The sequence below is a fragment of the Caulobacter sp. 17J80-11 genome (assembly GCF_014349105.1).
In the GTDB taxonomy this organism is placed as follows: Bacteria; Pseudomonadota; Alphaproteobacteria; order Caulobacterales; family Caulobacteraceae; genus 17J80-11.
On the sequence record NZ_JACSJI010000009.1, the window covers coordinates 1 to 18,852 of the forward strand.

The 18,852-nt window shown below is 68.6% G+C and carries 16 protein-coding genes and 1 pseudogene; 9 read left to right on the forward strand and 8 right to left on the reverse strand.

The genetic code is table 11. The annotated features are described in order from the left end of the window. On the reverse strand, positions 1-879 hold an 879-nt coding region (gene coxB / locus H8B08_RS10685; RefSeq protein ID WP_187450191.1), incomplete at its 3' end, for a cytochrome c oxidase subunit II. Between the two features lie 255 nt (positions 880-1,134). Here coxB and tldD point away from each other — a divergent pair. From tldD to H8B08_RS10705, 4 genes are all read left to right on the forward strand, one after another. Then, positions 1,135-2,565, forward strand: a complete 1,431-nt coding sequence (gene tldD / locus H8B08_RS10690; protein ID WP_187450192.1) for a metalloprotease TldD — start codon at positions 1,135-1,137, stop codon at positions 2,563-2,565. 302 nt (positions 2,566-2,867) lie between these two features. Beyond that, positions 2,868-4,952 (forward strand): TonB-dependent siderophore receptor, encoded by a 2,085-nt coding sequence (locus tag H8B08_RS10695; protein ID WP_187450193.1) that lies wholly within the window; start codon positions 2,868-2,870, stop codon positions 4,950-4,952. An 80-nt stretch (positions 4,953-5,032) separates the two neighbouring features. Continuing rightward, positions 5,033-7,126, forward strand: a complete 2,094-nt coding sequence (locus H8B08_RS10700; RefSeq protein ID WP_187450194.1) for a TonB-dependent siderophore receptor — start codon at positions 5,033-5,035, stop codon at positions 7,124-7,126. Positions 7,127-7,317: 191 nt separating this feature from the next. Next, positions 7,318-9,396 carry a TonB-dependent siderophore receptor gene (locus H8B08_RS10705; RefSeq protein ID WP_187450195.1) on the forward strand — a complete coding sequence of 693 codons (2,079 nt, stop codon included), beginning with the start codon at positions 7,318-7,320 and terminating at the stop codon, positions 9,394-9,396. 140 nt (positions 9,397-9,536) lie between these two features. On the opposite strand, the gene H8B08_RS10710 is transcribed toward H8B08_RS10705, so the two are convergent. The 4 genes from H8B08_RS10710 to H8B08_RS10725 all read right to left on the reverse strand — a co-directional run bounded on the left by H8B08_RS10710 (position 9,537) and on the right by H8B08_RS10725 (position 14,043). After that, the gene (locus tag H8B08_RS10710) at positions 9,537-11,447 is read right to left on the reverse strand and encodes a peptide MFS transporter (protein WP_187450196.1); all 1,911 of its coding nucleotides are present in this window, start codon (positions 11,445-11,447) and stop codon (positions 9,537-9,539) included. A 155-nt stretch (positions 11,448-11,602) separates the two neighbouring features. Then, positions 11,603-12,640: an NAD(P)-dependent alcohol dehydrogenase gene (locus H8B08_RS10715; protein ID WP_370545455.1), complete on the reverse strand. Its 1,038-nt coding sequence runs from the start codon at positions 12,638-12,640 to the stop codon at positions 11,603-11,605. Between the two features lie 178 nt (positions 12,641-12,818). After that, positions 12,819-13,574: a DUF72 domain-containing protein gene (locus H8B08_RS10720; protein WP_187450198.1), complete on the reverse strand. Its 756-nt coding sequence runs from the start codon at positions 13,572-13,574 to the stop codon at positions 12,819-12,821. A 133-nt stretch (positions 13,575-13,707) separates the two neighbouring features. Continuing rightward, the gene (locus H8B08_RS10725; RefSeq protein ID WP_187450199.1) at positions 13,708-14,043 is read right to left on the reverse strand and encodes a GIY-YIG nuclease family protein; all 336 of its coding nucleotides are present in this window, start codon (positions 14,041-14,043) and stop codon (positions 13,708-13,710) included. A 101-nt stretch (positions 14,044-14,144) separates the two neighbouring features. On the opposite strand from H8B08_RS10725, the gene H8B08_RS10730 reads away from it, so the two are divergent. Continuing rightward, a complete protein-coding gene (locus H8B08_RS10730) occupies positions 14,145-14,567 on the forward strand; it encodes a DUF1330 domain-containing protein (RefSeq protein WP_187450200.1) in 423 nt (140 codons plus the stop codon). A 3-nt stretch (positions 14,568-14,570) separates the two neighbouring features. On the opposite strand, the gene H8B08_RS19215 is transcribed toward H8B08_RS10730, so the two are convergent. Next, entirely contained in the window at positions 14,571-14,699 is a 129-nt protein-coding gene (locus H8B08_RS19215) for a hypothetical protein (protein ID WP_255500774.1), read from the reverse strand. A 192-nt stretch (positions 14,700-14,891) separates the two neighbouring features. Between H8B08_RS19215 and H8B08_RS10735 the strand changes: the two genes are divergently transcribed. Further along, positions 14,892-15,140 carry a hypothetical protein gene (locus H8B08_RS10735; protein WP_187450201.1) on the forward strand — a complete coding sequence of 83 codons (249 nt, stop codon included), beginning with the start codon at positions 14,892-14,894 and terminating at the stop codon, positions 15,138-15,140. Between the two features lie 3 nt (positions 15,141-15,143). Here H8B08_RS10735 and H8B08_RS10740 read toward each other — a convergent pair whose 3' ends face one another. Together H8B08_RS10740 and H8B08_RS10745 are read right to left on the reverse strand one after the other, a co-directional pair. Continuing rightward, positions 15,144-16,499 carry a glutamate--cysteine ligase gene (locus H8B08_RS10740; RefSeq protein WP_187450202.1) on the reverse strand — a complete coding sequence of 452 codons (1,356 nt, stop codon included), beginning with the start codon at positions 16,497-16,499 and terminating at the stop codon, positions 15,144-15,146. A gap of 132 nt (positions 16,500-16,631) precedes the next feature. Further along, positions 16,632-17,387: a 16S rRNA (uracil(1498)-N(3))-methyltransferase gene (locus tag H8B08_RS10745; protein ID WP_187450203.1), complete on the reverse strand. Its 756-nt coding sequence runs from the start codon at positions 17,385-17,387 to the stop codon at positions 16,632-16,634. Between the two features lie 42 nt (positions 17,388-17,429). Between H8B08_RS10745 and H8B08_RS10750 the strand changes: the two genes are divergently transcribed. From H8B08_RS10750 to H8B08_RS19220, 3 genes and pseudogenes are all read left to right on the forward strand, one after another. Continuing rightward, positions 17,430-17,942, forward strand: a complete 513-nt coding sequence (locus H8B08_RS10750) for a hypothetical protein (protein ID WP_187450204.1) — start codon at positions 17,430-17,432, stop codon at positions 17,940-17,942. After that, positions 17,942-18,709, forward strand: coding sequence for a polyphosphate kinase 2 (gene ppk2 / locus H8B08_RS10755; RefSeq protein WP_187450205.1), 768 nt, complete (start codon positions 17,942-17,944; stop codon positions 18,707-18,709). Before H8B08_RS10750 ends, ppk2 begins: the two co-directional genes overlap by 1 nt. 25 nt (positions 18,710-18,734) lie before the next feature. Further along, positions 18,735-18,821, forward strand: a pseudogene (locus H8B08_RS19220) (hypothetical protein); the annotation flags it as partial. Positions 18,822-18,852: the final 31 nt, after the last annotated feature.

Below are 18,852 nucleotides of genomic sequence, written 5' to 3' on the forward strand. Positions count from 1 at the left end.
GGCGGGCGTGGCGCCCGCGGCGGCCGGGGCCGCGGCGGGAACGGCGCCGGCGGCGGCGACCTTCGGCGCGGTCGAGCCGCCCTTGGAGGCGACCCAGGCGTCGAATTCCGGCTGGGTCACGACCTTGATCTCGATCGGCATGAAGGCGTGGTCGACGCCGCACAGCTCCGAGCACTGGCCGTAGTAGGTGCCGGTCTTCTCAGCCTTGAACCAGGTCTCGTTGATGCGGCCCGGAATGGCGTCGGTCTTCAGACCGAAGGCCGGCATGGCGAAGGAGTGGATCACGTCCGAACCGGTGACCAGCACGCGAACGACCTTGTTCACCGGAACGACCATCGGCTCGTCCGCGTCGAGGCGGTACAGCTCCTTGGTGGTCTTCTCTTCCGGCACCATGGTCGAGGTGATCTCGGCCACGCCCTGGTCCGGATATTCGTAACCCCAGTACCACTGGTAGCCGGTGACCTTCACGGTCAGGTCGACCTTCGGGGTGTCGTGATACTGGAACAGCAGGCGGAACGAGAAGATGGCGATGACCATCAGGATCAGGACCGGCACGACGGTCCAGATGATCTCGACCAGCGTGTTGTGGCTCCAGCGCGCCGGGGTCGGGTTCGCCTTCTTATTGTAGCGAACGATCACCCACAGCAGCAGGCCGAGCACGACCAGCGTGATCACCGTGATGATCGGCAGCAGAATCGCGTCGTGGAAAAAATGCGCCGAGTGCTTCAGCGGCGACGCGGCCGGTTGCAGGCCGATGCCGCCCGGCGTCGGACGACCCAGCAGTTCGTCGGCGAAGGCCGCGCCGGCGGTCAGCATGGCGCCGAGCGCGACGGAGGCGCCGGCGGCCAGCTTCCCAATCCCCATTCCCGAAATCTTCATGTCCCTCACGGCCCGCATTAGGTCGGCCAAACTACTAAGGCGTACGGGACGTCTAACGCCCCCAGACTCAGGCCGAACGCAAGCCTCGACGAGGCGAGCGCGGGCGGCCGTGAAGTCGCACCCCTTCAGGGCGCGGGTCATATCGGCTCGACGGCGCCTTGCCAAGCGATTGCGGGCCAAAAGCCTTCAAGGTTTCGCGTGCGAACGAGGGTCCCTATGTTGGCGGCCGTCGCGTCGCCTTCTGGAGCCTTGTCCATGACCGCCTCCGCCGCCGTTCCCTCCCTGCTCGACCAGGCCGAAATCGGGGCCGACAAAGCCCTGACGATTCTGGGCGACGCCCTCAGCGGGGCCGACGACGGCGAGCTCTTCCTGGAGCGCACCGAAAGCGAGTCGCTGGTCTTCGACGACGGCCGGCTGAAGTCGGCGGCCTACGACGCCTCGGAAGGCTTCGGCCTGCGGGTGGTGGCGGGCGAGCGCGCCGGATACGCCCACGCCAACGAGATCACCGAGGCGGCCGTGCGCCGCGCCGCCGATTCGGCGGCCATGGCCAAGCGCGGCTATTCAGGCGTGGCGGCCGACGCCCCGCGCGCCACCAACCAGAAGCTCTACGGCGAGATGGACCCCCTCGCCTCGCCGGCCTTCTCCGACAAGATCGAACTGCTGCGCGAGATCGACGCCTACGCCCGCGCCAAGGGCCCGCACGTGGTGCAGGTCTCCGCCTCGATCGCCGGTGAGCGCCGCTCGGTGGAGATCCTGCGCGCCGACGGCCGGCGCGTGCGCGACGTGCGCCCGCTGGTGCGGGTCAACGTGTCGGTCACCGTCGAACGCGACGGCAAGCGCGAGAGCGCCTACACCGGCGCGGGCGGGCGCACCGGCTTCGAGGCCTGGATCACGCCCGACCGCTGGCGCGACCAGGTCGACGAGGCGCTTCGCCAGGCCATGGTCAACCTCGACGCCGTGCCCTGTCCGGCCGGCGAGATGGACGTGGTGCTCGGCCCCGGCTGGCCGGGCGTCCTGCTGCACGAGGCGGTCGGCCACGGGCTGGAGGGGGACTTCAACCGCAAGGGCACGTCGGCCTTCTCCGGCAAGATCGGCCAGCGGGTGGCCGCGCCCGGCGTGACCATCGTCGACGACGGCACCGTGCCGAACCGCCGGGGCTCGCTGTCGGTGGACGACGAGGGCACGCCGACGAACCGCACCGTGCTGATCGAGGACGGCATTCTGGTCGGCTACATGCACGACCGCATGAGCGCGCGGCTGATGGGCATGGCGCCCACCGGCAACGGCCGGCGCCAGTCCTTCGCCCACATGCCCATGCCGCGCATGACCAACACGCTGATGGAGGGCGGCCGGGACAAGCTGGCCGACATGATCAGCTCGACCAAGCGCGGACTGTACGCCGTGAACTTCGGCGGCGGCCAGGTGGACATCACCAACGGCAAGTTCGTGTTCCAGTGCACCGAGGCCTACCTGATCGAGGACGGCAAGGTGACCCGGCCGGTGAAGGGCGCGACCCTGATCGGCGACGGCCCGACCGTGCTGACCAAGGTGCAGATGATCGGCGACGACTTCGCCTTCGACCCCGGCGTCGGCGTCTGCGGCAAGGCCGGCCAAGGCGTCCCGGTCGGCATCGGCCAGCCGTCTCTGAAGATCGGCGGCCTGACCGTCGGCGGCACCGCGGTCTGATCCGCGAACATCGTCGCGTGAATCTGCGGCGGGGCGGAACAGCGCCTCGCCGGTCCTGGAGCTGCGTCCTGAGGGCGAGCGGCGCGCCCGTTTCGGCTGAAAATTGCCGCCGGCGCGCCGCGACAATTTGATGGCGCACAAACAATAGACGGCGTCAGAAATTCGGCAAAGCCTTGCCGTGCAAGCAAAGCCTCAAATAACGCCGATAAGATTGCGCCGATTTAATCAACCTTTCCGGCATTTAATTGGAGCTTCAGTAGCTTCGCTGTTCACCCTGCGGGCGAAAGTTCGAGGGGGACAGCATGAAGACGTCAATGTGGGTGGCCGCCATGGCAATGGCGGTCGCGAGCCAGGCTCACGCACAAGCCACGGAGACGTCCGCCCCCGCTCCGGCCGCCGGCCAGGACGCCGCGCAAGGCGTGATCGCCTATCCGCCGTCCTTCTTCGCCGAAGCGCAGCCGAACACGGCGATGGACATGATCGCCCGCCTGCCGGGCTTCACCTTCAACGGCGGCGACAACGTGCGCGGCTTCGGCGGCGCGGCCGGCAACGTGCTGATCGACGGCGAGCGCCCGGCCAGCAAGACCGACAACCTGGAAAGCATCATTCGCCGCATCCCGGCCAGCCAGGTCGAGCGGATCGAGTTGATCCGCGGCGCCGCGCCCGGCATCGACATGCAGGGCCAGACCGTGCTGGTGAACGTGGTGCGCAAGAAGGCCGGCGGCGTCACCGGCCTGATCGGGGTGTCCAACACCCTGCTCGAGGACGGCCGCGACCATCTGGCGCTGCGCCTGGAAAGCACCCGCCGCTGGGACGACAAGACCCTGGAGGGCTCGTTCGTAGTGGCCGAGTTCGTCGACGACGGGGCCGGCGACGGCCCGCGCGTGCGCACCGACGCCGACGGCAACGTGCTGCTGCAATCCTATCCGGACACCGAGGGCGACGGCTGGCAGGCGGTGGGCACCGCCGCCTTCGAGACGCCCTTGGCCGGCGGCAAGCTGCGCACCAACGTCATGGTGCTGCGCGAGGGCTTCTTCTACGACTCCATCGATCGCCTGCCCTACGGCGACGAGGTCCAGCACGACGTTCAGGACAAGCTGCTCGGAGAGTTCGGGGTTCGCTACAGCCGCAACCTCGGACCGCGCACCTCGATCGAGGCTGTGGGCCTGCAGCAGATCCGCGACATCAACTACGTCTCGGACTTCAACGACGGATCTCAGCAGCGCTTCGAACTGGACCGGCTGTCCGGCGAGAGCGTCGTGCGCGGCGTGCTGCGCTTCAAGCAGTCCGACACGCTCTCCTACGAGGCCGGCGGCGAGGTCGCCTACAACTGGCAGGAAAGCGAGACCGGCTTCTCGATCGACGGCACGGACATCCCGCTGCCGGCCGCCGACGTCCGCGTCACCGAAAAGCGCGCCGAAGTGTTCGGGACCGGCACCTGGCGCCCCTCCCCCAAGCTCACCCTCGAGGCGGGCCTGCGGGTGGAGACCTCGACCATCTCCTCGGAAGGCGACGTGGAGCTGGAGAAGACTCTGGTCTTCCCCAAGCCGCGCGCCGTCGCGACCTGGTCGCCTAATGACAAGAACCAGTTGCGCTTCCGCGTCGAGCGCCAGGTCGACCAGCTCAACTTCAACGACTTCGTGGCCAACGCCAACCTGGCGACCAGCGGCATCACCGTCGCCAATCCGGACATCGAGCCGGGCCAGGCCTGGGTCGTCGAGGCGGCCTACGAACGCCGCTTCTGGAAAGACGGCGCGGTCACCGTGACCCTGCGTCACGCCGAACTGTCGGACGTGGTCGATCGCGTGCCGGTCGAAGTGCTGGGCCCCGACGGCCCCGACGCCGACTCCGACCCGGACGTGGTCGACGTGTTCGACGCGCCCGGCAACATCGGCAAAGGCAAGAACGACGAGGTCGCGCTGAGCGTGAACCTGCCGCTGGACCGCCTGGGCGTCAAAGGCGGCCTGCTGCGCGGCGAGGGCACCTGGCGGGTGTCGGAAGTCACCGACCCGACCATCGGCGCGGGCCGCCGCATTTCCGGCCAACACCCCTTCGACGGCGAATTCCACTTCAGTCAGGACGTGACGAAGTGGAAAACGACCTGGGGCGTGGACGTCTTCAACAGCTGGCGTGAGGAGTACTTCAAGCTCGACCGGATCGAGACCTTCGATCTGGGCACCTGGGGCGTCCTGTACGCCGAGTACAAGCCGCGGACCGACCTCAGCATCCGCGTCGAGCTCGACAACTTCGGCCGCCGTCCCTTCACCCAGACCCAGGAGGTCTGGAACGGACCACGCGACACCGCCGCGCTCGACTACCGCGACCGCCGCGACCTGAAGTTCGGCCACCTCTTCTACATCCGCGTCCGCAAAACCCTCGGCGGCTGAACCGCCGGGCCCGACACCGCCATCTCTCACGCCAAGAAAACCAAAAGCCGCCCCAGAGCGGCTCCCACGGGGGACCTTAAATGAAGCGCATCTTCCTGCTCGCCGCGCTCGCGGCGGCCGCCGCAGCGCCCGCCTACGCCCAGACCGCCGACGCCGCCGCGCCGGCCGCCACCCAAGGCGTCACGGTCTATCCGCCGGAGTTCTTCGCCGACTCCCGTCCGAACTCGGCCTGGGACATGATCAACCGCATTCCGGGCTTCGCCTTCGACAACGGCGCGCAGGTGCGCGGCTACGCCGGCGCCGCCGGCAACGTGCTGATCGACGGCAAGCGCCCGACCACCAAGGCCGAGGCGCTGAGCGACGTGCTCAACCGCATCCAGGCCGGCGACGTGGAGCGCATCGAGCTGATCCGCGGCGGCGCCCCCGGCATCGACATGCAGGGCCGCAACATCATCGCCAACGTGATCCGCAAGAAGACCGACTCCTTCCAGCAGACCGGCGCGGTCGGCAGCCACATCTTCTTCGGCACGGGCAAGATGCTGCCCGCCCTGCGTTACGAGTTCACCCGCCGCTCGGGCGACACCACCATCGAGGGCCAGCTGTCGCGCGGCGTGTCGATGGACGACTCGGTCGGCCACGGCCAGCGCACCTTCCGCGACGGGACCGGCGCGGTGACCGGCCAGCAGGAAGCCTTCACCGAGGGCGACGGCGGGCCGCTGGGCGCCAAGGCGTCGATCAAAACGCCGCTGTTCGGCGGCGAATTCCGCAGCAACGTCGCCCTGGCCAGCAACGACTTCAAATACGAGGACCACTTCTACACCTCGTCGTCGAAGACCGACGTGGTCGAGAAGTCGGTCAACAAGAGCGTCGAGATCGGGGTCAACTACGACCGTCCGCTGACCGAGCGGCTGTCGCTGGAGACCCTGGCCCTGCAGAAGCTGGGCGACAACACCTACGGCTCCAGCTACGTGAGCGCGCCCGACGGCTCCTATTTCACGTCGGACTCCGAGACCGGCGAAAGCATCGTGCGCGGCGTGCTGCGCTTCCAGAAGTCGCCGACCCTGACCTTCGAGGGCGGCGGCGAGGCGGCCTTCAACTTCCGTGAGAGCCAGGTCCGCTACGCCGAGAACGGCACGGACATCCCCCTGCCCTCGGCTGACGTTCGCGCCGAAGAACGCCGCGGCGAGGTCTTCGCCCAGGCCAACTGGCGTCCGTCCAAGCAGTTCACCGTCGAGGCGGGCGCGCGGTTCGAGAGCTCGACCATCAGCAGCACGGCCACCGGCCTGGGCGTGACGGTCGAGAAGGAAGAGTCGTTCTTCTATCCGAAGCCCAGGGTGCTCGCGACCTGGTCGCCGAACGAAGAAAACCAGCTGCGTCTGCGGGTCGAACGCGAGGTCGGCCAGCTGAACTTCGGTGACTTCGTCGCCTCCGCCAACCTGTCCAACGGACTGGGCGGCGGCACCTTCACCTCGGGTAATTCCAGCCTGGTGCCTGACAAGACCTGGGTCTACGAGGCCGCCTACGAGCGCCACTTCTGGGGCGACGGCGCGCTGGTCCTGACCCTGCGTCACCAGCAGATCACCGACGCCATCGACCGCGTGCCGATCGAGCAGCTGGGCCCCGACGGTCCGGACGCCGGCACCGACCCGGACGTGATCGCCATCTTCGACGGCCCCGGCAACATCGGCGACGGCGTGAACAACTCGCTGCAGGTCGACCTGACCCTGCCGCTCGACCGGCTGAAGGTGAAGGGCGGCGAGTTCAAGGTGAACTACACCCTGAACGACAGCGAGGTCACCGACCCGACCACCGGCGAAAAGCGCCCGATCTCGGGCCTGCGCCCGCAGTCCACCGAGGTCAACTTCCGACAGGACCTGCCGGAGCTGAAGCTGACCTGGGGCATGGGCTGGTTCGGCGGGTGGGAGGAGACCTACTGGCGCTTCAACGAGATCCAGCACCTCGACATCTGGAACTTCTACAGCGCCTTCGTCGAATGGAAGCCGGACGGCAAGACCAGCTTCCTGTTCGAGATCGACAACCTGGACCCGTTCGAGTTCACCCGCGAGCGGACGGTCTACGACGCGCCGCGCGACACCGGCTCGGTCGCCGGGGTCGAGAGCTTCACCACCCAATCGCAGCTGCGCGCCTACGTGCGCGTGCGCCGGACCTTCTGAGCCGCGTCCCAAACGACGCGTCCACCTAGAGGGGCGGCGCCCGAGCGCCGCCCCTCTTTCTTTGCCCGCCGCGCACGCTCAGCGAACCCCGATCGCATCTCCGTGCACGGAACGACTGGCGCCTCCGGCGAAGCTCGGGGCATTACTTGCGCCGAAGTAGCCGGTTTGCGCCGGCCTCGGGGGGATTTCAGTTGAAGCGCACCATTCTGGCCGTGGCCCTCGCCGCGGCCGCGACCCAGGCTCACGCCCAGGCCGCCGCGAGCCCGTCGGCCGGGGCCGCCCAGGGCGTGATCGCCTTCGAGCCGGCCTTCTTCGCCGACGCCCGGCCGAACACGGCCATGGACATGATCAAGCGGCTGCCGGGCTTCACCTTCGAGGCCGGCGACAGCGTGCGCGGCTTCGCGGGCGCGGCCGGCAACGTGCTGATCGACGGCGAACGCCCGGCCAGCAAGCGCGACCGCCTGGACGACCTGCTGACCCGCATCCCCGCCTCGCAGGTGGAGCGCATCGAGCTGATCCGCGGCGGCGCGCCCGGCGTGGACATGCAGGGCCAGACCGTGCTCGCCAACGTGATCCGCAAGAAGGGCGCGGGCGCCCGCGGCCTGGTCGCGCTGGGCTCGCAGTTCTATCCGGACGGCCGGGTCACGCCCGCCCTCCGCCTGGAGGGCTCGCGCAACTGGGACGGCAAGCGGCTGGAAGGCTCGCTGCTGGCCTACACCAACGTCGACGACGACGCCGGCGAGGGCCCGCGCGTCCGCTACGGCCCCGGCGGCGCCGAGATCGAGCGCGCGCACCGCGACGAGACCGCCGGCGCGGACGGCGCGCGGTTGAAGGGCGGCTTCCAGACCCCGCTGGCCGGCGGCAAGCTCAGCGCCAACGCCACCCTGGAATACGACAGCTGGGGCTGGAGCATGGACGAGGCGCGCACCCTGCCCGCGCCGCGGCTGGCCCTGTCCAGCCAGGACAACGACCAGGTCGCGGGCGAGCTGGGCCTGCAGTACGACCATGCGCTGGGCCCGCGCACCGAGCTGCAGACCGTGCTGATCCAGCAGCTGCGCGACACCGCCTACCTGCTGCACCAGACCGCGCCCGGCGACGTGCGCTTCACCGAGGACGCGCGCGCCGGCGAGAGCATCGCGCGCGGCGTGGTGCGCTTCCGCAAGTCCGACGCCCTGTCGCTGGAGTGGGGGGCGGAGGCGGCCTTCAACTTCCTCGACAGCACGGTGGCCATGACGGTCGGCGGCGCCCCGGTGGACCTCGGCGACGAGCAGGTGCGGGTCGAGGAGCTGCGCGGCGAGGGCTTCCTGTCCAGCGCCTGGAAACCCAGCAAGACCCTGACGGTCGAGGCCGGCGCGCGGGTGGAGCTGTCGAAGATCAGCCAGACCAGCTACGGAGGCGCCGAGAGCTCGTTCGTCTATCCAAAGCCGCGTCTGGTCACCTCCTGGTCGCCGGACGGCCATAGCCAGCTGCGGCTGCGCGTCGAGCGTGAGGTCGGCCAGCTCGACTTCGGCGACTTCGTGTCCTCGCTCAGCGCCTCGACCGGCGTCACCAGCGCCGGCGCGCGCGAACTGACCCCGGAGAAGTCCTGGACCTACGAGGCGGCTTACGAGCGGCGGTTCTGGAAGGATGGCGCGGCGGTGCTGACGCTGCGCCACCAGGCCATCGAGGACGTGGTCGACCGGGTGCCGGTGGCCGTCGGCGACGGCGCCGCGCCCGAGCCGGACGAGGTGTTCGACGCGGCGGGCAATCTCGGCGACGGGACCAGCGATCAGGTGCAGGTCAGCCTGACCCTGCCGCTGGAGCGCCTGGCGGTGAAGGGCGGCCTGCTGAAGGCGGCGGCGACCTGGAGCTGGTCGTCGGTGACGGATCCCACCACCGGCGAGGACCGGCGCATTTCGGACCAGCCGCCGCTCAGCGGCGAGCTGCACTTCACCCAGGACCTGCCGCTGCACAAGCTGAACTGGGGGATCGACGCCTATCTCGCCAGGGAGTTCACCTCCTTCAACGTCAACGAGGTGCGGACCATCGAGCTGGGGGCCTGGTACACCGCCTTCGTGGAGTACCGGGTGAGGCCGAACCTGTCGCTGCGGCTGGAGGCCCAGAACCTGGACTCGCGCGACTATCGCACGATCCGGCGGGTCTACGACTGCGCCGCCGACGTCTGCCCGACCGGCGCGCGGGCCGGCGGCGCGCTGTCCTACGTCGCCGACCAGGACCTGGACTTCGATCCGTTCGTCTATTTCCGCGTGCGGCGCACCTTCGGCGGCTGACGCCGGATCCGGGAGCGACCTGTCGAGGGCGGGCGACGGAGACGTCGCCCGCCCTTTTCGTTGCGCAACGAAAAAGGGCGGCGCTTGCGCGCCGCCCTTCAGCGTTTGCGGGACCGGGGCGGCGGACCGCCCCTCAGCCCTTAGTGGCCAGCCGGGCCGCCGGTCGTGTTGTCCGCCCCGTGGGCCCACTTCTTGATGAAGGGGCTGATCACGAGGAAGGCGACGCCGAAGCCCACGCCCCACCAGCCGAGCATCTCGAAGATGTTCAGCGAGGTGTCGAGGGCCGCCTTCGGGTCCAGCACCTGGCCGCCGACGGTCTCGGTGCCGGCCATGCCGGCGATCCAGCCGCCGACGAACTGGGCGATCGAGCTGGCCAGGAACCACACGGCCATCATGAAGGAGACGACCGAGGCCACCGACAGCTTGGTGATCTCCGACAGGCCCACCGGCGACAGGCAGAGCTCGCCGGTCGTGTGGAGCATGTAGAGCAGGCCCAGCATGATCAGCGGCACGCGGAAGGCGTCGCTGACCAGGCCGCTGTTCGCGGCCCACACCACCACCAGGAAGCCGAGGCCGACCTGCAGCAGGCCCAGACCGAACTTCAGCACCGGGTTCGGATCCTTGTTGCGCCGGCCCAGGAAGGCCCACAGGGCCGCGAAGATCGGGGCGAAGATCAGGATGAAGCCGGCGTTGAACGACTGGGTCTGAGCCGCGGTGATCTGGGAGTCGATCCAGATGCCGGTCGGCGTGAACATGCCGTTCGACAGGGCGATCCCGGCCGCCTTCAGCTGCGCCTCGGTGGCGAAGGTGAGCAGGCCGTTGAACATGACCATCGGCGCCTGGGTGATGTTCAGGTCGACGTTGCGGTCGGCGAACAGGTTGAGCGAGGTGCCGGCCTGTTCGAACAGGGTGAAGAACACCACCGCGCCGAAGATCAGCACCACGGCCAGCAGCATGCGCTGGCGCTCGACCCAGTTCTTGCAGACGAACACCAGGATGAAGGCGATCGCCGCCAGCGAGGCGATGATGCCCGCGCTCAGCGCGATGCCGACCCAGTCGTTGCGCTGGACCAGCAGCCAGACCACGCCCACGCCCAGCAGGCCCAGGATGTAGATCAGGTACTCGCGGTTGATCGGGCCGACCAGCGGCTTCTTCAGCTGTTCCGGGTTCGGCGGCTCGCCCTTGCCCTGCAGCAGCGGCTTGCCGAGCACGAACACGACGTAGCCGGCCAGCATGCCGACGCCGGCCAGGCCGAAGCCCGCCCACCAGCCGACGTTCTGACCCAGGTAGCCGCACAGAGCCGAGGCCCAGAACGCGCCGAGGTTGATGCCGTAGTAGTAGAGGGTGAAACCAGAGTCCCGACGCGGGTCGGCTTCCGGGTACAGCTGGCCGACGATGGTCGAGATGTTCGGCTTCAGGAAGCCGACGCCCATGATGATCAGCGACAGGGCCAGGTAGAAGATGTTGACGTAGAGCGGGTCGCGGGTCTCGGTCAGCTTGAACTCGCCCTTGGGCAGCACGGCCGGGATCGAGGCGTTGGCCGGCAGACCCTGGATTTCCAGGCCGCCGTCCGGGCTGGCCTTGTACTCGAAGGGCTTGCCGTCGACGACGAGGCGCACCTGACGGTCGGCGCCGCGGCCTTCCATCTGCATCTCGTACTGCTGGCCCTGGAAGGTCAGGTGCTGCTTGGCCGGGTCGCCTTCGGCGCCCATCAGCAGGTGACCGAACACCAGCAGCAGGGCGCCGAACGCCACCGCCTTACGGGTGCCCAGGAAACGGTCCGCGACGAAGCCGCCCAGCAGCGGCAGCAGATACACCAGAGAGGTGTAGGAGCCGTACTGGTTGCTCGAGAACTTGTCGTCGAACAGGAAGTGCTGCGTGAGATAGAAAATCAGGATCCCGCGCATGCCGTAGTAGGAGAAGCGCTCCCACATCTCGGCGAAGAACAGGATGATCAGGCCCTTCGGATGATTCCGTAGGATCTGCATCAGGACGGGGATCCCTGTCACCAGGGTGATCACCAGCCCGACCAGGATGACGATATTATTCATGCGCGACCTTCGCGTTTCCCAAGGCGGCGCAGAGATTTACACCACGGCCGCCCCCCATAAGCGCGGGATGAGATCACGCACTGTAAGGGTTTACAAGCAAGTACCCTTAAGGCGGGTGCGGCCATGCGCCAAGCGGCGAGGTGTCGCGCGATCGGTCACATCGCCGACAGGTCGATGACGAAGCGGTAGCGCACGTCGCTCTTCAGCATGCGCTCGTAGGCCTGGTTGATCCCTTCGGGCCGGATGGTCTCGACCTCGGCGGCGATGCCGTGCTCGGCGCAGAAGTCGAGCATCTCCTGGGTCTCGCGGATCCCGCCGATCAGCGAACCGGCCACGCTGCGCCGGCGGGCGATCAGCGGCAGGGCGTTGACGTGCAGGGCCTCGGTGGTCAGGCCCAGCATCACCATGGTGCCGTCGCGGGCCAGCAGGCCCACGTGCTGGCCGATCTCGTGCGTGGCCGAGACGGTGTTGAGGATCAGGTCGAAGCGGCCGCGCGCGGCGCGCATGGCGTCGCGGTCCTTCGAGATCAGGAAGTCGTGGGCGCCGAAGCGCTGGGCGTCGGCCTTCTTGCGGTCGGAGGTGGAGATCACCGTCACCTCGCAGCCCAGCGCCACGGCCAGTTGCACCGCCATGTGGCCGAGACCGCCCAGGCCGATCACCGCCACGCGCGTGCCGCGCCCGGCCTTCCACCGCTTCAGCGGCGACCAGGTGGTGATCCCCGCGCACAGCAGCGGCGCGGCCTTCTCCAACGGGATGGCGGCCGGGATGGTCAGGACGAAGTCCTGGTCGACGGTGATCTTCGTCGAGTAGCCGCCCTGGGTCGGCTGGTCGTGCTTGTCGGTCCCGCCGTAGGTCGGGACCATGTGATCGCAGTACTGCTCCAGCCCTTCGGCGCACTCGCCGCAGTGGCGGCAGGAGTCGACCATGCAGCCCACGCCCACCCGGTCGCCGGGGCGGAAGCGGGTCACCCCCTCGCCCACCTTGGCGACCGTGCCGACGATCTCGTGGCCGGGCACCAGCGGATAGCGCGTGTTGCCCAGGTCGTTCTTCACCAGGTGCACGTCGGAGTGACAGACGCCGCACCAGCGGATGTCGATCAGCACCTCGCCCGGATCCGGCTCGCGCCGCTCGAACGACCACGGCTTGAGCGGGGTCTCGGCGTCGAACGCAGCGTAGCCTTTCACGGGGATCACGGACGGTTCTCCAAGCTGTGCCGTTTGCACGCTATCGGAATCCCTCTCCCAGAGGGAGAGGGTGGGGCCCATGCGAAGCATGGGAGGGTGAGGGGTTACGCGGCCGACCGCGGGCCCCTCATCCTTCCCACCCGCTTCGCGGGCGGGCCCCTTCATTCTCCCGACCGGGAGAAGGAGATCAGGGCCGGCCGACCCGCTCGATCAGCGCCACGGCCGCGGATGGATTGCGCACCTTCGCGCCGGAGATGAAGTAGGCGAACACGTCGCCGCGTTTCGCCCACCCCTCGGCCTGCTTCGCCGCCGCGTCGAGCTCCGCAGCCGTCATGCCGGTCGGCTCGTCCTCGCGGCTGGACATCAGCCGGGCGTAGGTGAAGTCGGCGGTCGGCTGGTCGATGCGCGGCCAGTTCGGCTCCTCGTCGTCCACGGCGTAGACGATCGCCGCGCCGTACTTGGCGGCCAGGTCGTAGAAGGCCTGGGTGTCGAAGCTGGGGTGACGGACCTCCAGCGCGTGGCGCAGGCGCAGCCCGTCCTTCTCCCTGGGCAGCAGCTTCAGGAAGCCTTCGAAGTCCTCGGCGTCGAACTTCTTGGTGCCCATGAACTGCCAGTTGATCGGGCCCAGCTTGTCGCCCAGCGCCGTCAGCCCCTGGGACAGGAAGCGGTCCATGGACTCGCCCATGTCGGCCAGCACCTTGCGGTTGGTGCAGTAGCGGCTGGCCTTCACCGAAAACACGAAGCCGTCGGGCGTCTCGGCCGCCCACTTCATCCAGCTGTCCGGCTTGAACGTGGAGTAGTAGGTGCCGTTGATCTCGATCGAGGTCAGCTGGCGCGAGGCGTATTCAAGCTCGCGCTTCTGGGCCAGGCCGTCCGGATAGAACGGCCCCCGCCACGGCTCGAACGTCCAGCCGCCGACGCCGACGTAGATCTTTCCGCTCATTGGTGTGCCCCGTTCCCTGTACGCCGGCCCGCCCTCATCCTGAGCCTGTCGAAGGACGAGGATTGCGGGCCCTTCGTAAACCTCGGGCGTATGGCGCGCCAAGCGCCTTGGGGAATCGTCTGCGGTCGACGCGTCAGAGCCGCGCGGCCGCCAGCTTCGATCGCCACTCGATGGAGCGCTCCTTCAGCGCGGTGCGAACCAGGTAGGGCGAGAGGTCGGCTTCCAGCTGTTCCAACGGCTCGAAGCTGAAGGCGTCTTCCCCGTGCGCTGCCCACGCCGCCTGCACGTCCCGGTTCATGCAGCTGCCGTGCTTGAGCGAGAACCACAGGCCGTTCTGCTGGGTGGCCAGGTGGCGGCTCTCGCCGACCCAGACCTGGCCAGTCGCGGCGCAGCGGACGGCGAACACGCCCGCCGCGGTCTTGCGTTCCTTGTAGGCCGCGGCGGCGGCCCTCCGATCGGCGGCGTCCATCAGCCCTGCTCCGTGAGGTTCGGCAGGGTTCTACCCGGATGAAACACTTGCGGTCAATTTACCCGGGCGATATTGGCGGCGGAAAGCCGCAAGGAGCCGCCATGACCGCCCACCTCGAACCGACTGAAGCGGCCGGGCGCGCCCTGTTCATGCGCGGGATCGTCGGGCCGGTGGTCATGCTGAACCTGATGCGGTTTCGCGCGGTCGCGGACTATGCCGCCGCGCCGGAGCTGGCGCCCGCCGCCCCGATCAGCGGCGCCGCAGCTTTCGACCGTTATATCCGGCACACCCTGCCCTTCCTCACGGCCAGCGGCGGCGAGTTGCGGTTCTACGGCGACGGCGGCGGTTTCCTCATCGGTCCCGCGGACGAGCGCTGGGACGCGGCCATGCTGGTTCGTCAGTCCAGCCTGCAGAGCTTCCTGGCCTTCGCCTCCGACGCCGCCTACCTGGCCGGGATCGGCCACCGGACCGCGGCGCTGGAGGACTCCCGGCTGCTGCCGCTGGTGCAGACCGCGCCGCTCTAGGGCTCAGCGCTTCGAGACTTCCCGCGGCTTGCGGGCCGGGCGCTGGGTGACGAACCGGGCGTAGGCGAGCGCGCCCATGAAGGCCCCGAACACGGCCAGGATCAGGATTTCATACATGGTCTCGTAGGACATCGCCGCAGCTCCCCGCGCCGGGCCGTCCGGGCGTGGACGGCCCCGGGCGCCCGTCCTGCTTAGGCGGCGTCCTCGGCGACGGACATTCCGGTGTTTCCCGTAGGCGCGGCCCTCGCGGGCGGCCGCTCCGGTTGAGAGTCGGTCCAAGGCGCGCCATTTGACCCGGGAAAGCAGCAAACGGAATCCGGCCAGATGAACGCCACCTATTCGACGGCGGCCGACGCCCGCTTCTTGGCTCAGGAACGGATTGTCGACGCCCTGATACGCGTGCTCAGCCTCCGGCACCCGGAGCTTCTGGACGAACTGAACGACGTGCTGTCCGACACGGCGCATACACACGCCGGAACGCCTTCGGAAGACGAAAGCGTTCAGCACCAGGTGCGTCGCCGACTGGCCGAAGCGCAACAATTCACCAGCGCTTACGGCGGCGGCCGGGCGTAGCCCCTAGTACGCGAACTCCTGGTAGACCCTGGTCACGTCGCCGTTCCACGGCCCGTGGTAGCGCTCCAGCAGGCGGTCGGCCGCGGTCATGCCGCTCTCGGCGATCTCGTCCAGCTCCGACAGATAGCCGGTCTCGTCGACCAGGCCGGCGTGGAAGCGGGCGCGGCGGCGCAGGCCGTGGCGGGAGATGTCGAGCACGTCCTTGGCGATGTCCTGAACGCTGCGGCCGTTCACCACCGCCTTCAGGCCCAGGCGCGTGACGTCGCGGCGCAGCTTCTCGTGCGTTTCGATCGGCCAGTCCTTCACCAGGTCCCAGGCGGCGGCCTGGGCGTCGGCGTCGTACATGATGCCGGTCCAGAACGCCTGCAGGGCGCAGATGCGGCTCCACGGACCGGCGTCGGCCCCGCGCATCTCCAGATAGCTCTTCAGGCGGACTTCCGGGAACAGGGTGGTCAGGTGATCGGCCCAGTCCTTCAGGGTCGGACGCTCGCCCGGCAGTTCGGCCAGCTCGCCCTTCATGAAGGCCTCGAAGCTGCGGCCCGAGAGGTCGACGTACTTGCCGTCGCGCTTGGCGAAGTACATCGGCACCTTGAGCGCGTAGCGGGCGTAGGCCTCGAACCCGAAGCCCTCCTTGAACACGAAGTCCAGCATGCCGGTTCGGTCCGGATCGGTGTCGGTCCAGACGTTGGCGCGGAAGGTCAGGAAGCCGTTCGGCTTGCCTTCCGTGAACGGAGAATTGGCGAACAGGGCGGTGGCGATCGGCTGCAGGGCCAGGCCGACGCGGAACTTCTCGACCATGTCGGCCTCGGAGCCGAAGTCGAGGTTGGTCTGCACCGTGCAGGTGCGCAGCATCATGTCGAGGCCGAGCGTGCCCTTCTTGGGCATGTAGGCGCGCATGATGTCGTAGCGGCCCTTGGGCATGATCGGCACGTCCTCGCGCCGCCACATCGGATCGAAGCCCAGACCGATGAAGCCCAAGCCGATCTCGTCGGCCACCGCCTTCACCTCGCGCAGGTGGCTGCCGGTCTCGTCGCAGATCTCGTGGATGTCGCTGAGCGGCGCGCCGGACAGTTCGAACTGACCGCCCGGCTCGAGCGTCACCGACGCCTTGCCGCGTTCCAGCGCGATCACGTGGCCGCCCTCGGAAACCGGCGTCCAGCCGAACCGGGTCAGGCCCTGCAGCATGGCGTGGATGCCGTCCGGGCCCTCGTAGGCCGGGCGGCGGAAGTCCTTCAGGCGGAAGCCGAACTTCTCGTGCTCGGCGCCGATGCGCCATTGCTCGCGGGGCTTGGAGCCCTTGGCCAGGTAGGCCACCAGGTCCTCGAAGACCAGCGGGCGGTCCAGCACGACGTCGGCCATGAATTCGGACTCCCAGATGGCGGGGAGGTTCGCGCCTCCCTTCCGCGCAATTCGCAACAGTGGCCGCTACATGGGCGGTACAGGCGACCGGCTCAAGCCCCTAACGCAGAGCTTGTAGTTCAGCCCCAACGTTCAGGCCCAGTCGCCCAGCGCGGCCTGCCAGAGCGTCAGGGCCGAAATCGCCGCCGTATCCGCCCTGAGGATGCGCGGCCCCAAGGTCACCGGCGTGACGAAGGAAAGTTCGCGCAGCCGCGCCCGCTCGGCGGGATCGAAACCGCCTTCCGGCCCGATCAATATAGCCCAAGACCTGCTTTCGTTCCCGCCCAAAGCGTCGAGGGCCGGCTGGGCGCGTCCGGCCGCCCCGCCCCACTCGGCCTGGGGATCGTCGCCGGCCTCGTCGCAGAACATCAGCTGGCGGTTCGCGTCCCAGCCGTCCAGCAGGCGCTCCAGCTTCTCCGGCGCGAGGATCTGCGGCACGTCCAGCCGTTCGGTCTGCTCGGCCGCCTCGGTGGCGATCGCCTGCAGGCGCGCGACATTGGTGTGGTCGGCGTTGGTGCGCCGCGTGGTCACCAGCCGCACGCGCGCCGCGCCCAGCTCGGTCGCCTTCTCGACGATGGTCTCCAGCGCCGCGCGCTTGACGAGCGCGACGACCAGCTCGACGTCGGGCACGCCGGCCTGGGCGCGGGTCTGTTCCTCCACCTCAAGCACGCAGGCGCGCTTGGAGGTCTCGGCCAGCCGCGCCCGCCATTCGCCGTCGCGGCCGTTGAACAGCAACACCGCCTCGCCCGTTTGGAGTCGCATGACGGTCAGGAGGTAGCGCGCCTGGTCGGCCGGAAGCTCGACTCGGGCGCCGGCGCTGAGCGAAGGTTCGACGTGAAGACGGATCATCCGCGCGACTTAGCCCTCCGCGTCGATCGAAGGAAGAACGCCATGCTGGACCGACGCCTCGCCCTCGCCGCCCTGGCCGCCGCGCCCCTGCTCTTCGCCGCCGCGCCAGCCGATCCGCTGGCCGGCAACTGGACGCTGGACGCCCAGGCCAGCGACAACGTCTCGGCTGCGATCGACAAGGCGATCGCCGCGATGAACTTCGCGATCCGTCCGATTGCGAAGAGCCGGCTGATGAAGACCAATCCGGTCTACAAAACCCTCGGCATCACCCTGCCGCCCGGCAAGATCAGCGTCAGCTTCGACGGCTACGCGCCCGCGGTGGGCCCGGCCGACGGCTCTACGGTCAAGTGGAAGCGCCGCGACGGCGAGGTGCTGGACCTCAGCAACCACATCGCCGGCGGCCAGCTGATCCAGACCTTCAGCGCGCCGGACGGCGTGCGCAAGAACGTCTACTCCGTCGGCGCCGACGGGCGCCTGACCCTGGCCGCGACGGTCACCAGCCCCAAGCTGCCCAAGCCGCTCACCTACAAGCTCGTCTTCCGGAAAGCCGGCTGATGGGCCGCAAGAACGACGCGGCCTACGAGGAGGAACTCGAGGCGCTGCAGGTCGGCCTGGTGCGCACCCATGTCTGGGCGCTGGAAAAGGGCATGAAGCTGGTCGGGGTGTTCGAAGGCCGCGACGCCGCCGGCAAGGACGGCACGATCAAGCGCATCACCGAATACCTCTCGGTGCGCTCGACCCGGGTGGTGGCCCTGCCCAAGCCCTCGGACCGCGAGCGCACCCAGTGGTGGTTCCAGCGCTACAGCGACCACCTGCCCAGCGAGGGCGAGTGGGTGCTCTACAACCGCTCCTGGTACAACCGCGCAGGCGTCGAGCGGGTGATGGGCTTCTGCTCGCCGGAGCAGACCGAGCAGTTCCTGCGCGATGCGCCCATCTACGAGCGCATGCTGATCGAGTCCGGCATCCGGCTGGGCAAGTACTGGCTGGACATCTCCCGCAAGGAGCAGGCCAAGCGCATCGAGGAGCGCCGCGAGGACCCGCTGAAGCTCCTGAAGATCAGCCCGCTGGACGCCGTCGCGGTCGAGAAGTTCGACGACTACACCGCCGCGCGCGACGAGATGCTGACCCGCACCCACACGACCTACGCGCCGTGGTTCTGCGTGCGGGCCGACGACAAGAAGTCCGCGCGGCTGAACATCATCCGCCACGCCCTGAAGGCGATCGGCTGCCCGGGCCTTTCGAAGGACCTGCAGCCGCCGGATCCCGACGTGGTCTTTCCGTTCGAGGCCTCGGCGCTCACCGACGGGCGGCTGGCGCGATAGGTCCACCGCTGATCGCGGTTCCGAAATCCTCGTCCTTCGACAGGCTCAGGATGAGGAATTCTACTGTGCATTCAGTAGCCCTCATCCTGAGCTTGTCGAAGGACGAGGGCGGCCCGCGCCAAATCCCGCGAACGCCGCTACAT

Excerpts from the sequence above, each read along its gene's own strand:
- H8B08_RS10750 (WP_187450204.1), top strand. The coding sequence starts at position 17,430 with ATGCTGGACCGACGCCTCGCCCTCGCCGCCCTGGCCGCCGCGCCCCTG.
- H8B08_RS10735 (WP_187450201.1), top strand. The coding sequence starts at position 14,892 with ATGAACGCCACCTATTCGACGGCGGCCGACGCCCGCTTCTTGGCTCAG.
- H8B08_RS10725 (WP_187450199.1), bottom strand. The coding sequence starts at position 14,043 with ATGGACGCCGCCGATCGGAGGGCCGCCGCCGCGGCCTACAAGGAACGC.
- H8B08_RS10710 (WP_187450196.1), bottom strand. The coding sequence starts at position 11,447 with ATGAATAATATCGTCATCCTGGTCGGGCTGGTGATCACCCTGGTGACA.
- H8B08_RS10720 (WP_187450198.1), bottom strand. The coding sequence starts at position 13,574 with ATGAGCGGAAAGATCTACGTCGGCGTCGGCGGCTGGACGTTCGAGCCG.
- H8B08_RS10740 (WP_187450202.1), bottom strand. The coding sequence starts at position 16,499 with ATGGCCGACGTCGTGCTGGACCGCCCGCTGGTCTTCGAGGACCTGGTG.
- H8B08_RS10745 (WP_187450203.1), bottom strand. The coding sequence starts at position 17,387 with ATGATCCGTCTTCACGTCGAACCTTCGCTCAGCGCCGGCGCCCGAGTC.
- H8B08_RS10700 (WP_187450194.1), top strand. The coding sequence starts at position 5,033 with ATGAAGCGCATCTTCCTGCTCGCCGCGCTCGCGGCGGCCGCCGCAGCG.
- H8B08_RS19215 (WP_255500774.1), bottom strand. The coding sequence starts at position 14,699 with ATGTCCTACGAGACCATGTATGAAATCCTGATCCTGGCCGTGTTCGGG.
- H8B08_RS10695 (WP_187450193.1), top strand. The coding sequence starts at position 2,868 with ATGAAGACGTCAATGTGGGTGGCCGCCATGGCAATGGCGGTCGCGAGC.
- tldD (WP_187450192.1), top strand. The coding sequence starts at position 1,135 with ATGACCGCCTCCGCCGCCGTTCCCTCCCTGCTCGACCAGGCCGAAATC.
- ppk2 (WP_187450205.1), top strand. The coding sequence starts at position 17,942 with ATGGGCCGCAAGAACGACGCGGCCTACGAGGAGGAACTCGAGGCGCTG.
- H8B08_RS10730 (WP_187450200.1), top strand. The coding sequence starts at position 14,145 with ATGACCGCCCACCTCGAACCGACTGAAGCGGCCGGGCGCGCCCTGTTC.